This window comes from Paenisporosarcina sp. TG-14 (assembly GCF_000297555.1).
GTDB classification, from domain to species: domain Bacteria; phylum Bacillota; class Bacilli; order Bacillales_A; family Planococcaceae; genus Paenisporosarcina; species Paenisporosarcina antarctica.
In genome coordinates this window covers 1-13,171 of sequence record NZ_AMGD01000009.1, presented here as the reverse complement: position 1 = coordinate 13,171, position 13,171 = coordinate 1, and the positions used below count along the sequence as shown (strand labels likewise).

Sequence of the window (13,171 nt, the reverse complement as noted above, 5' to 3'; positions counted from 1 at the left end):
CCCTCCTACACAAAATTAAATTGACGGAATACATTACAGTCAAGGTAAGTTCATCGTATGTAAGAATACGGGAAAGTGACACTCATGAAAATAAGGAGAGGGTTAAATGATTGTCCAGAAATTTGGAGGCATTGCAATGAGAGATGCTGCATCGCGTGAAAAATGTATTCAACACATAAAAGAAGGTTTATCAAAATACAAAACCGTTATAGTGGTCGTATCGGCAATGGGACGCCTTGGAGACCCTTATTCAACCGATACGTTAATTCAAATATCAGACGCATTTCAAACAGCACCTGAAGCTAAGGATGTTGCAGCAATATGTGGAGAGTTACTGTCTTCATCCGTATTATTTGCAGAGTGTTTAAAACAGCAAATCCCTTGTCAATTAGCATATGGATTACAAGTAGGAATCTATACAGATGACAGATTCGGAGATGCTTCAATTATTAAAACAACCAATGAAGGCATTGAAGAATTACTTCAAAACGTTCCTTGTGTCATTGTTCCTGGATTCCAAGGGATTACGACAGATCACCGTTTTACGACACTTGGACGTGGAGGTAGTGATTTAACTGCAATCGTGTTAGCCTCTATGTTGAAAGCTAAGGCAGTCGAATTTTATAAAGATGTACCAGGAGTTATGTCGAGTGACCCTAAAAGTTCAACAAAGGTTCAAAAATTGTCACAAGTCTCATATATAAAGCTTCAAAATTTATGTGAGACGGCCAAACATCCAATCCTACAAAAAAAGGCAGTGGAGATGGCCGCTAAACACCACATTCCACTGCATATACGTCCTTTTGGTTCCTCTGAAGAAGGAACCTGGATAGATTCCACCATTTACTGATTTTCCTGATCATTAATCTGTCGCTTTAAAAAGTTTTGGGTATAGTACTTGCCAAATGTCCCAACACCTAAATGAGTAAAATCTTCTTTAAGTAAGACTTTTCGATGTTCTATTGAATTGAACAAACTATGCACAACCTCAGCTGAATCATAATAATTTGAGGCACTATTTTCAGCTGCACTGTCATATGAAATTTGCGCATCATCCAATCGATTTTCTAAATTCCCAGAAGCAGAAGACTGGTTTGAAAAATAGTTTTGCATCGCCATATCTTCACTATGTTCCCTTGCAACTAAGCTTAGAGCCTGGTCTTCTTCCAAAGTAGGAATAGAATGCCTTGAGCGATATACATTTGTCAACTCAAATATTTGACGTTCATTTGATTCATCAATTAATTTCTGCATGGCTGTTGAAGGAACCGCCGGAGCTAGCGAATCTCCTTTATAGGTCATTTCATATGGTTGATGAAGTACTAAAGTCCTTGGATCAGTAAATCGAATCGCTTCTACTTCTTCATCCACATTGTCCACATAAATTTGTGCAAATAATCCATCAAATTTCACTAATAATCGATTCCTATTATCTAATTCATTGATTGAGAATATATAAACATTTGAATCAATTTGTACAGAGATTTCCGATTCAATAATGGTAAAGCGATATAATTCATCAATCGTTTGTCCAACTTGGTAAGGTGAAGCATCCAGATTTTCTCCAGCAATGTACACTTGATTTATAATACCTTTGGATATACCTACCAACATAAAAGTAGTGAGTGAATTGTTGTAGACCCACCAATCATAGCCAAAAGCGGAAGGCTCAATTCTATTGGGTTCACCAAAAGTATCTATCAGCTTATTTGTTTTTTGACCTACAAATGTAGAAAGTCCCTTATCTGGTCGGGAAATCGTATCTGTTCCTGAAAGAGGAAACAATTTTTCTTGTGGCAATGCTTGACCTGTCGAACCCGGCGCTTCTAGTAATTCATTTTCTTGGATAGTTTGATCCGAATAAAACATGACAGTTAAGATAATTGCTAATATAATTAAGGTTCGAACCAATACCTTCAATAAGGACAGCTCCTAACTAAGAAATTGATAAGTATATTATATCAGTTTAAAACACTTTGACACAATGTTGCCATTGCAACAACCGAGAAATTACACTATTATTAAATGGAGTTCGTGACATAAGGTAAGCATGTAAAAGGAGGACGATTGTATGTATTTTGAAAACACAGGTATTGAGAATACAGCAGCAGATTTAGAATTATTAGATGAAATCATGTTAAACCATGGTCTTGTACGTGAAGGACAATGGGATTATGAACGTGTTACATATGACAAGAAATTTGAAATTAAAGAAGGTACATTCTACTTACGTATTTTCGGCTTCACAAAAAATGGAGATGTTGGTGCTCACGATGCGATCATCACATTGATGAAACCAGTTGTTGGTAAACACTACTACCCACACGGGGTTGAGTATGGTGATCAAGAAGTCTTTCCGTCACATCTAGTAAAATCATGTCAACAAACATTAATAGCTGTTAAACAAGACATAAAAGCATTTGAAATCCGCTTATAATAAGACGCTGAAGAATATTCTTTCTTCAGCGTTTTTTCTTTGTCTGTTCAAATGGTTAGATGTTGTTTATACTTAAATTATATGGACAAATGAGGTGTTGCGAATGCCAAAATGGATTACTAAGAAATTTTTGATTATTGCTTTAATGATTTTATTACTAATTGTCTTCATTACGTTTGTACTCCCTCTTGCAATACCAATTCTGTTAGCGTTATTGACAGCATTCCTACTTGAGCCTGTAGTAAAATGGAGCAAAGAAAAACTTAAATGGAACCGAAAACCAGCAGTCATTACAGTATTCATTTTATTTTTGGTCATTATTACTGCTATTTTATATTTAATTATCACACAATTAATTGGTCAAATTATTCAATTCACTAAATTTGCACCTGATTACTTTAACACATTGACACTTGCTTGGATGAATGTTCAAAGTAAATTATTTAGTTTTACACAAGGAATGCCAATTGAAGTTGTTTCTTCGATCAACAAAGAATTAGATCAATTTTTAAAACTTATGCAAGAAGCAATTTTAGCTTTTGTTAGCTATGAAAGCATCACCAATTTATTAACAGGTATTCCAAATTTCTTAGTCAGTTTCATTGTATACATAATCACATTGTTTTTATTTATGTTAGATTTAACAGATTTAAAGAAAATGGTATTTCGTCATTTAACACCCGCAACTGCTGAAAAAGTTCGTTTTATGACTTCTCGATTAAATTCTGTCGTATTTGGTTTAATAAAGGCACAGTTCCTCGCTAGTTTATTTATATTAGTGGCTAGTTTTATTGGTTTGTTATTTATTGCACCTAAATATGCCATCGTGATGTCTCTAGTTATTTGGATAATCGATATTATTCCTATATTAGGTTCAATTGCAATAGTTGGACCATGGGCATTGTATCAATTTGCTACTGGAGACATTGCGCTTGGAACAAAATTAGCAATTTTAAGCCTAGTGTTGCTAGTCATTCGAAGAGCAGTTGAACCAAAATTAATGGGCTCTCAAATTGGTTTGTCACCTCTTGCCACACTAATTGCTATGTTTATTGGATTACAACTCTTTGGCTTTCTAGGTATTTTAATAGGACCATTTATCGTCATTATTTTCACAACAGCTAAAGAAGCAGGCATAATAAAAACGGAATTTAAATTATAAAAAAGTACCAACCTCTAATTATTATTAGAAGGCTGGTACTTTTTTTAAAATCCTAAAATAGCTTTAAAAACAGAAGTTGTTTCTCCACCATGGTATATAACATAGAGAAGTAAATAAACTGCTACTCCTGTAATGGCTGTAAAAAACCAAATAATACTCGTTATTGGTCCAAGCTTGCGATGTCTCGTTAAATTATTTTTATATCCAGCCCAGATTGTGAATAGACCAAAAACCGCACCTGTTGTAGCAAGTATTATGTGAAATACTAAGAATATTGTGTAGTAAATTTTATATTCTTCAGGGCCACCAAATGCCGTATTTCCAACGAACACCGTTCTTGACGCGTAGATAATGAAGAATGATAGTGCGGCAATAGCTGCGGCAAACATTACTTTTTTATGGGCTTCAATTTTCCGTTGAATAATCAACGTCCAACCTATAGCCACAAGAATTGCACTTAACACAATAAAGAAGGTACTAATTGTCGGTAATAAAGGTAAACTCATTTAATTTTCTCCTAACACTCACTAAAGTATGAAAGCTAATTATTTGTTTGCTGCAAAAGCTTGTCTATCTAACAACGCTTGATTAGTAATCTCTTCTGCGTTATCTTGTTCAGATCGATACCACTGGAAGAACACCATCGCTAAGATTACTCCATAAATCACTTCTTGAATCATTTTCATAATCACGCCACCTAATTGCTGATCTTCAATGGCTGGCATACTTGTAAAAAGTTCTGGACCTGATAATGTCAATCCTGACAAAACGGAAGCAGGAACACACAGCTCCATTGCTTTTAACCATGCTTCTCCACTTGTATAAGTTGCATACATCGGTTGATCTGCAAAAATGATTAATGCACAAGCAGGAGTAATTAGAATTGCACTACCAATTATATAGCCAATCTTACTTAAGCCATGTACTTGATGTTCACCTTCTAATTTATTCATAATTGGCCACCATAAGAAAATGGATGATATAAATAGAATTAATGTAAATAGACTATGATAAATTTCATTTTGTTTAACCACATCAAAAATGACTGGAATATGATAAAACGAGAACAAACCACTAAATACGATTAAAGCTAATAAAGGTTTTGTAAAGAATCGAAACATAGGTTTAATAAATCGATTGTCAACTACTTTCCGCCATATCCAAATTGGAATTCCTGTAATTAATAACGGAGGAATTAACATTAAGAGTATGGCCATCTGCGCCATATGAACAGAAAACAAAATATGACCTATCAAATCTACTGGTGATCCCTTCACAGTGTAAAGTAATACAATAGCAATCACAAAAGCGCTTGCTTCTTTTTTACTCAAAGCTTGACTACCTTCAAACAGATGTCGTTTTTTGATAGTAATAAAAAAGTACATAGCAATTAAAACTATGGTTGATAATATGAAAAACGGACTCCACAAAGCTTGAAATCCAAATATACTTAAAGGCATCGAATATCACTCCTTTTTCTTCAGTACCCTTATTATAAATCTCCAGCTCCATAACATCAATGAACGAAGTATGAACAATTCACCAAAGAAAAACGAGTAGCAGCTTTTAGCTCAATAATTATGTTTGGAAGTCTAATTAAACGCGACTGCACGACTCTCCAATTCCTAGAGACCCTAATTTTAATAGCAGTGTGGCCTTTGGCGTTAGACATAGTTATCAAAGTTCCAATCTATAGCTCTAAAAAACTTATTCTTTCTCATCCCACAAAAAAAGAGCGAAGAAAATGTTATTTTCCTCGCTCTTTTGAATTATTAAATTTACCACCAAACAATTGTTAAAAACGTTAAGACCGTAATGAACGCAATGATTACACCAGTGTATAAGAACAATGTTGTAGTACCGTGGCCTTTTTGGCTCATGTGCATGAAATAATACAGTTGTAAAACTACTTGTACAGCTGCTAATAACAAAATAATTGGTACAACTAAGTATGCAGAGAAATCAGCATAGACTGCTGTGAATGCGATTAAAGTTAAGAAAATCATTATCGCAAACGTAGTCACTTGTCCACGCATTTCATTTGCTGAACGGCGACGGCTATACTCATACTCAGTTTGATTTTTTACATGAGTGTTTACATCGTGTCCCATATTAATTCACCATTCCCATCAAGTATACTACCGTAAAGATAAATACCCAAACGACGTCAATAAAGTGCCAGTATAGTGACGCTGTGTAAAACTTAGGTGCATTGTAAAGATTTAATCCACGTTTTGAATTACGAAGCATTAAAAGTGTAATCCAACCTAGACCAATTAAAACATGCAAACCATGTGTTCCTACTAATGTAAAGAACGCTGTACCGAATGCACTTTGAGTAAATGTAAATCCTAAATGTACGTAATGATTAAACTCATAAATTTCAAATCCTAAAAATGCTGCACCGAGTAAAACGGTAATGAGTAACCAAGCTTGCATCGATTTGAAATTATAGTTTCTCATGTGATACATCGCGTAAACACTTGTTAAAGAAGAAGTTAAAAGTAACATTGTCATGATAAATACTAATGGTAACTCAAACAACTCTTGTGTAGTAAATTCCATACCACTTGGTCCTTTATTTTTAAGAGCCAAGTAAGTTGCAAATAAACTTGCGAATAGAACAGTTTCGCCACCTAGGAAAAGCCAAAAACCTACGAATTTATTTTTTCCTTCAAGTGTTGAGTGTTCTGCATGTTCCGGCCACGATTGTGGGGTGTACTTAGTATTTAAGTCCATTAGTGTTTACCCCCTTTGTCTTTCATTAAATCTTCTTTATGAACGTGATAGCCAAGATCATCTTTCAATGAACGAGTAGCCATTGCTGTAAAAGTTATGATTAACCCTAAGATTAATACAGGAATTGCCCAAACCTGTTCTCCATTGTATAGAGCACCAAATGCACCAACAAACAATCCGAATGACATAACAAAAGGAATAATACTATTGTTTGGCATATGAATATCGCCAACTGGTTCTGCATAAATCATGCCTTCTTTATTGCCTTCTTGTTTTTCAATCCAATAAGTGTCTAAACCACGTACTAGTGGTGTTTGTTTAAAGTTATAGAAAGGAACTGGTTGTGGGATTGCCCACTCGAGTGTACGACCATCGCCCCAAGGATCGCGGCCAACAAGTTTATTTCTCGAGATTGTCATAATGATATTGACAACTAATACAATTACAGCAACTGCCATGAAAATGGCGCCTATTGAACTGATTAGATTAAATAAATCCCATCCTTGATCTGTTCCGTAAGTGAACACACGACGAGGCATCCCAAGTAATCCTAAGAAATGTTGAATAAAGAATGTTAGATGGAATCCAATTAAGAATAACCAGAACGTTACTTTTCCTAATGTTTCATCCAACATCGTATTGAACATTAACGGCCAGTAGAAATGTAAACCAGCTAATAATCCAAGGACTACTCCACCTATAATAACGTAATGGAAGTGAGCTACGATGAAGTAAGAATCATGTAATTGATAGTCTAAAGGCGCTGAAGCTTGCATAATTCCCGTTATACCACCAGCTGTAAATGAAGGAATGAACGCAAGCGCATATAACATGGGAGTTGTAAATTTAATACTTCCTCCCCACATGGTGAGAAGCCAGTTAAAGATTTTAACCCCGGTAGGAACAGCAATCGCCATTGTAGCTACTGAGAAAATCGCATTAGCTGTTGGTCCCATACCTGTTGTAAACATATGATGAGCCCAAACCATGAATCCTAAGAAACCGATTAATACAGTTGCAAATACCATAGCAGAGTAACCAAATAAACGTTTACGAGAGAATGTTGGGATAATTTCAGAGAATATACCAAAGGCCGGTAATGCTAAGATATATACTTCAGGATGTCCGAAAATCCAGAATAAATGCTCCCAGATAACCGTATTACCACCCATTGTATGATCGAAGAAGTTTCCTCCAAACATTCGGTCAAAAATCATAAAGAATAACCCAACAGTAAGTGGAGGGAAAGCAAATAAAATTAGTGCAGATGCCACAAATGTAGTCCATGTAAATAGCGGCATACGCATATAAGTCATCCCTGGCGCACGCATGTTAATGATTGTTACAAGGAAGTTAATTCCGGCGATTAACGTACCACCACCTGAAATTTGTAACCCTAAAGCATAAAAGTCAATACCATGACCTGGAGATGCTATAGATAAAGACGCATAAGACGTCCATCCTGCATCAGGTGCTCCACCCATGAACCATGATAAGTTTAAGAAAATCCCACCAAAGAAGAACATCCAAAAACCTAAAGAGTTTAAAAATGGAAACGCTACGTCACGTGCACCAATTTGCAATGGTACAACAGCGTTCATAAACGCAAATAAAAGTGGCATAGATGCCAAGAAAATCATGGTTGTACCATGCATAGTAATAATTTCATTATATAATCCTGCACTCAAAAAATCATTATCCGGTTGTGCAAGTTGGATCCTAATAAGCATTGCCTCAATACCACCGATAACGAAGAATATTCCACCGGCAATGAGGTAAAGGATGGCAATTTTCTTATGATCAACTGTTGTTAAATAGTCCCAAATTACTGAGCCAATTCCTTTTTTCTGTGCGACTGAACTCACAACTTTAACCTCCTTTTCATCAATCTGTAGAACATCAATCTTCTACAGTTAGTCCCATTAAGTATTCTGTCAGAGCTGTGAGCTCTTGATCTGAAAATTTATTGCCATTATTAAGCTCTTCAGGTTGAGGCATTAAGTTACCTGGTTTATATTCTTCTGGATTGTTAATCCATTTTTTAATATTATCTTCAGTGTGATCCATAAATCCAGCTACACGGTTACGATCACCAAATGTTGCTAAGTTTGGACCTACACCACCAGCTGAGCCTGCACCTGATACAGCATGACATGCGATACAACTAGTGTTGAAAATTTCTTGCCCTTGCTGTGCAACATCGCCTTCTGGTGTTTGCTCTTCAGCAGAAGCTTGCATATTTACAACCCAAGCATCAAAGTCCTCGCGGTCTAAAGATTTCACTTTAAAGTCCATTAAAGCATGTGAAGGACCACAAAGTTCCGCACACTTACCATAGAAAACACCATCTTTAAGACCTTCTGAAGAGTTATCAAAAGTTAAATAAAATTGGTTTATGTTTTCAACATTAGTATCTAATTTACCACCAGCCGCTGGAATCCAGAATGAGTGTTTTACATCAGCAGCTTTAAGGTTAAAGTAGACCTTCTCTTTCGTTGGAACAACCAACTCTTGAGATGTTATTATCCCTAAATCCGGATATTCAAATTCCCACCAATAAAGATTCGCTTCAACATTTACAGTTACTGCTTTTTTATTACCATCTTCATCTACTTTTTCCATACCACTGACATCTGCCAAGTTATATGTGTAAATTACAGTTGGAACTGCTAAAATTAATAGTAAAACTATTGGAATGATAGTCCAAAGAAGTTCTAGTTTGTGACTTCCCTCTACTTGAACTGGAATTAAATCTTCGCCTACTTTAGAACGACGGAATTTGACGATTGTAAGAATGTATACAATCGTTACCACAATAATAACAAGTGTTACAATTGCTCCTGAAATTAACAATAAATTATATTGATCTCTACCAACTTGTCCCGCTGGATTAAGTGTCGATAAGTGCTCTGCACCACATCCAGATAAAAAGACCGTTAAAGCTGTCAGCAGTGAAAAGAGACGCCACTTTTTGATCCCTTTCATCATAGCTTAATCAAACCCCTCTTTCGTAGTTATATTCTGTCTAAATTGAACGGTGTTTCTATTCTATATGAATTCTATATTCAAAGAAAGAATCCCAAATGTTAGCTGAAAATCGAGAAAATAATCATGGAAACGAACATAATAGTCATGTAATTTAGAGAATAAATAAACATTCCATTTGCCCATTTTAAATCATCTTTCGCTTTAAAGCCTTTTAAAGAAAGTGCTAACCAACCAAAATTTAACACTGTTGCTAGGACGAGGAACCATGTCCCAAGTTGCATGAGTAGAAATGGGAGAGGGAAAAGTACTAAAATCCAAAGAAGCATTGAGCGCTTTGTATAAGCAAATCCTTTAATAACCGGCAACATTGGTATTCCTGCTGCCCGATATTCTTCCGTTCGTTTCATAGCAAGTGCGTAAAAGTGTGGTGGCTGCCATACAAACATGATAAGAAATAGTGCAAGTGCTCCCCATCCAAGTGATGGTTCAACTGCTGCCCATCCAATAACAGGTGGAATTGCTCCAGAAATACTACCTACTATTGTATTGCTAACATGCTTTCTTTTTGACCACATGGTGTATAAAACAACATAACTGATAATTCCAGCTAGTCCCCATACTCCAGCTGAAACCGACGCCATAAATAATAAAATCTCACCAACAACTAAAAAGGTTAGAGAAATAGATAATACGGCTATAGGTTTAAATCTACCGGTCACCGTTGGTCTAGATTTTGTTCTAGTCATAAATGGATCAATGTCACGATCGATAAAGTTGTTCATTGCTCCTGAACCACCAATAATAAGTGCTGCACCAATAAGGGTGTAAAGCATTAAATTTATCTCATCTAAAAAGTGACGGTTTGAAAATTGAAAGGCTAACCACAACCCCGTAAAAGTTGTCACAAGGTTTGAGTTTACAATTCCAATCTTGATTAAAGCAAGAAAGTCCTTAACAAATGATGTTGTTAGCGGATCTGCATCAGTTTCTGCATTAATCGAGCGACCGTTTGACATGAAATTACCCCTTTCAAAGTTGTAAGCATATTCCGCTACTCTTACTATATCGAAAAACTAACATTAATTCTATAAGTAAGTTAAAATTCGATAAAAATCAAAGTAGTTTAAACTAAAAGTCACTCTACATATCTATAATAAAGCATTTTAAGGAAAGTATTGTGAATAGAAAGGGAATACTTTATGAACAATTTGTGAAAAGGGCTATCTCATGCGATGAGATTATGGGCTAGACATTGTATTTTTGAACTTTCTTAGCTATTATCAAATATGCAGGTATTGTATTTTCGTGACAAGTATAGGCAAAGTAGGTGTCATTCATGCAACAAAGTAAATACTTAAAGTGGTTTGCTGTTGCTGCAACAATTGGTATGTTGCTCATTCTTCTAGGCGGCGCACTTGTGTCAAAAACTGACAGTGGTATGGGATGTGGCAGAAATTGGCCCGGATGTAATGGACAATTAATTCCAGATGTAATCACTCCAGAAGTGTTAATTGAATTTTCTCACCGGGTTGTTACTGGCTCTGTAGGTTTTCTTATTCTAATATTATCGGTATGGTCATGGAGAACTATGAGACATATACGAGAAACTAAATTATTAGTCTTCATGGCTATGTTTTTCTTGATTTTACAAGCACTTATTGGAGCTGCACAAGTTTTATGGGGGCAAGGTGACTTTATTTTAGCACTTCACTTTGGAATCTCCTTAATTTCTTTTGCTTCTGTATTATTGTTAACACTTTTAATTTTTGAAGTAGATCGAAAATTTGATGCGGATAAATTACGCATTGGGTCAAAGTTAAAATGGCATACGATTGGTGTAACCTTATTCTCGTATATAGTCGTTTATACAGGAGCTCTCGTTCGACATACTGACTCTAGTTTAATTTGTTCTGATTGGCCAATGTGTCAAAATGGTAATTTCTCTTTACCTTCAAACCTGTATGAATGGGTGCAAATGGGCCATCGAACTGCTGCAGCAATGATTTTTATTTGGATTTCCATTATTGCTTGGCATGCTTTTAAACATTATAAAGATCAACGAGTGTTGTTTTATGGATGGATGATCGCTTTTATTATCGTCTCACTCCAAGTCATATCTGGAATGATCGTCGTATTAACGAAACTTAATTTATACTTTGCTTTACTACATTCTCTATTGATAACATTATTATTTGGTTTATTATGTTATATGATTTTGCTGCTATCACGTAGTAGTTTTAAAAAGCAGAAATAAAAAAACGGTTCCGCAAAATTGCGGAACTATTTTTTTGTCACAGAGCAGAAAAATAAAAACACAGATTGCACCATTAATGGTACAATCTGTGTTTTTCTAATTACTCTTTTTCCATTTCAATTAATAGATCGCCTGTCGCAATAGACGAGCCAGTCGAGACGTATATTTCTTTAATAACACCATTATATGGAGCTTGAACAGTTGTTTCCATTTTCATGGCTTCTGTAATAAGCAAATGATCGCCACGTTTTACACGGCTACCATTAGCTATTGCAACTTTTAATACAGTTCCAGGCATTGTAGCACCGATATGATTTGGATTCGCGACATCCGCTTTCGGTTTTTGCGTAACATCAGATTCAATTGTTATGTCTTGTATAATAACTTCTCGAGGTTGTCCATTTAATTCAAAATAAATGACCCGATTACCATCCGATTGTGGTTGGCTTATTGAAACCATTTTAATGATTAGCGTCTTGCCTTTTTGAATCTCCACTTCAATTTCTTCACCTAATCGCATTCCATATAAGAAAGTTGGCGTATCAAGAACAGATACATCTCCAAACTTTTTCTCCATAACTGAATATTCATCAAACACTTTAGGATATAACGCATAAGCAAGTACTTCATGACTATCTACTGGACGATTTAGTTTATGGAAAAGTTCTTCTTTTAATTCATCAAAATTAACAGGTTCTAATAATTCACCTGGACGAACTGTAATAGCCTCGCGATCTTTTAAAATCACTTTTTGCAATTCTTTAGGGAACCCACCATAAGGTTGTCCAATATATCCTTGGAAAAACTCGATAACTGAGTCCGGGAAATCAATAGTAAGTCCTCGTGATAGCACCGTTTCTTCTGTTAGATCATTTTGGACCATAAATAGAGCCATATCCCCTACCACTTTGGAAGAAGGAGTAACTTTTACCACATCACCAAACATTAAATTAACGACTGAATACATAGCTGTCACTTCTTCAAAACGTCCACCAAGTCCCACTGCTTTTGCTTGTTGCTGCAGATTACTATATTGTCCACCTGGCATTTCATGCACATAAATTTCAGTATGCGGGCTCATCATACCAGACTCGAATACCTGGTAATATTTCCGTACATCTTCCCAGTAATTTGATAATTGTTCTATTTCTTTAATGTTTGTACGAATTTCTCTTTTAGCACCCTTTAAAGCATACGTGAGACTGTTTGCACTAGGTTGTGAAGTTAATCCAGCCATCGTTCCAAGTGCAGTATCAACGATATCTACGCCCGCATCAATTGCTCTTGAATATAAGTAGATACCGTTCCCGCTTGTATCATGAGTATGAAGATGTATTGGCAATGAAACTGTATCTTTTAGTTCAGAAACGAGACGATATGCAGCTTCAGGTTTTAATAAACCTGCCATATCTTTAATTGCTAAAATATGAGCACCTGCAGCTTCTAATTCTTTGGCCATTTCTTTGTAATATGAGACCGTATATTTCGCACGGTTATCATCTAAAATATCCCCAGTATAACAAATAGATGCTTCTGCAATTTTACCCGATTGTCTTGCAGCATCGATAGCAACTTCCATCCCTTTAATCCA

The 13,171-nt window shown here is 35.7% G+C and carries 13 protein-coding genes; 4 read left to right on the top strand and 9 right to left on the bottom strand.

Annotation, left to right across the window (positions count from 1 at the left end):
• Nucleotides 1-106: 106 nt before the first annotated feature.
• Nucleotides 107-850 carry an amino acid kinase family protein gene (locus C406_RS0104110; protein ID WP_017379326.1) on the top strand — a complete coding sequence of 248 codons (744 nt, stop codon included), beginning with the start codon at nt 107-109 and terminating at the stop codon, nt 848-850.
• On the opposite strand, the gene C406_RS0104105 is transcribed toward C406_RS0104110, so the two are convergent.
• Nucleotides 844-1,920 (bottom strand): CAP domain-containing protein, encoded by a 1,077-nt coding sequence (locus C406_RS0104105; protein WP_017379325.1) that lies wholly within the window; start codon nt 1,918-1,920, stop codon nt 844-846. The genes C406_RS0104110 and C406_RS0104105 overlap by 7 nt on opposite strands.
• A gap of 151 nt (nt 1,921-2,071) precedes the next feature.
• On the opposite strand from C406_RS0104105, the gene C406_RS0104100 reads away from it, so the two are divergent.
• Both C406_RS0104100 and ytvI read left to right on the top strand, forming a co-directional pair.
• A complete protein-coding gene (locus C406_RS0104100) occupies nt 2,072-2,437 on the top strand; it encodes a YugN family protein (protein WP_017379324.1) in 366 nt (121 codons plus the stop codon).
• A gap of 103 nt (nt 2,438-2,540) precedes the next feature.
• Nucleotides 2,541-3,599, top strand: coding sequence for a sporulation integral membrane protein YtvI (gene ytvI, locus C406_RS0104095; protein WP_017379323.1), 1,059 nt, complete (start codon nt 2,541-2,543; stop codon nt 3,597-3,599).
• Between the two features lie 44 nt (nt 3,600-3,643).
• On the opposite strand, the gene C406_RS0104090 is transcribed toward ytvI, so the two are convergent.
• The 7 genes from C406_RS0104090 to cyoE form a co-directional block, all read right to left on the bottom strand.
• Entirely contained in the window at nt 3,644-4,105 is a 462-nt protein-coding gene (locus tag C406_RS0104090) for a DUF420 domain-containing protein (RefSeq protein ID WP_017379322.1), read from the bottom strand.
• A gap of 39 nt (nt 4,106-4,144) precedes the next feature.
• A complete protein-coding gene (gene ctaG / locus C406_RS0104085) occupies nt 4,145-5,059 on the bottom strand; it encodes a cytochrome c oxidase assembly factor CtaG (protein WP_017379321.1) in 915 nt (304 codons plus the stop codon).
• Between the two features lie 318 nt (nt 5,060-5,377).
• Nucleotides 5,378-5,710, bottom strand: a complete 333-nt coding sequence (gene ctaF / locus C406_RS0104080) for a cytochrome c oxidase subunit IVB (RefSeq protein WP_017379320.1) — start codon at nt 5,708-5,710, stop codon at nt 5,378-5,380.
• Between the two features lies 1 nt (nt 5,711).
• A complete protein-coding gene (locus tag C406_RS0104075; protein WP_017379319.1) occupies nt 5,712-6,338 on the bottom strand; it encodes a cytochrome (ubi)quinol oxidase subunit III in 627 nt (208 codons plus the stop codon).
• Nucleotides 6,338-8,203, bottom strand: a complete 1,866-nt coding sequence (ctaD, locus tag C406_RS0104070; protein WP_017379318.1) for a cytochrome c oxidase subunit I — start codon at nt 8,201-8,203, stop codon at nt 6,338-6,340. Before ctaD ends, C406_RS0104075 begins: the two co-directional genes overlap by 1 nt.
• A 34-nt stretch (nt 8,204-8,237) precedes the next feature.
• Complete coding sequence (coxB, locus tag C406_RS0104065; protein WP_017379317.1) at nt 8,238-9,326, bottom strand: cytochrome c oxidase subunit II; 1,089 nt, start codon at nt 9,324-9,326, stop codon at nt 8,238-8,240.
• Between the two features lie 98 nt (nt 9,327-9,424).
• Complete coding sequence (cyoE, locus tag C406_RS0104060; protein WP_017379316.1) at nt 9,425-10,342, bottom strand: heme o synthase; 918 nt, start codon at nt 10,340-10,342, stop codon at nt 9,425-9,427.
• A 320-nt stretch (nt 10,343-10,662) separates the two neighbouring features.
• Here cyoE and C406_RS0104055 point away from each other — a divergent pair, with 320 nt between their 5' ends.
• Nucleotides 10,663-11,580, top strand: coding sequence for a COX15/CtaA family protein (locus tag C406_RS0104055; RefSeq protein WP_017379315.1), 918 nt, complete (start codon nt 10,663-10,665; stop codon nt 11,578-11,580).
• A gap of 100 nt (nt 11,581-11,680) precedes the next feature.
• Here the strand turns inward: C406_RS0104055 and C406_RS0104050 are convergent.
• The coding region (locus C406_RS0104050; protein WP_017379314.1) for a biotin/lipoyl-containing protein at nt 11,681-13,171 on the bottom strand (1,491 nt) is incomplete at its 5' end.

Bases quoted from the DNA above. Each gene is read 5' to 3' on its own strand.
- C406_RS0104055 (WP_017379315.1), top strand. From the start codon at position 10,663: ATGCAACAAAGTAAATACTTAAAGTGGTTTGCTGTTGCTGCAACAATT.
- coxB (WP_017379317.1), bottom strand. From the start codon at position 9,326: ATGATGAAAGGGATCAAAAAGTGGCGTCTCTTTTCACTGCTGACAGCT.
- ctaF (WP_017379320.1), bottom strand. From the start codon at position 5,710: ATGGGACACGATGTAAACACTCATGTAAAAAATCAAACTGAGTATGAG.
- C406_RS0104075 (WP_017379319.1), bottom strand. From the start codon at position 6,338: ATGGACTTAAATACTAAGTACACCCCACAATCGTGGCCGGAACATGCA.
- C406_RS0104090 (WP_017379322.1), bottom strand. From the start codon at position 4,105: ATGAGTTTACCTTTATTACCGACAATTAGTACCTTCTTTATTGTGTTA.
- C406_RS0104100 (WP_017379324.1), top strand. From the start codon at position 2,072: ATGTATTTTGAAAACACAGGTATTGAGAATACAGCAGCAGATTTAGAA.
- ctaG (WP_017379321.1), bottom strand. From the start codon at position 5,059: ATGCCTTTAAGTATATTTGGATTTCAAGCTTTGTGGAGTCCGTTTTTC.
- ytvI (WP_017379323.1), top strand. From the start codon at position 2,541: ATGCCAAAATGGATTACTAAGAAATTTTTGATTATTGCTTTAATGATT.
- cyoE (WP_017379316.1), bottom strand. From the start codon at position 10,342: ATGTCAAACGGTCGCTCGATTAATGCAGAAACTGATGCAGATCCGCTA.
- C406_RS0104110 (WP_017379326.1), top strand. From the start codon at position 107: ATGATTGTCCAGAAATTTGGAGGCATTGCAATGAGAGATGCTGCATCG.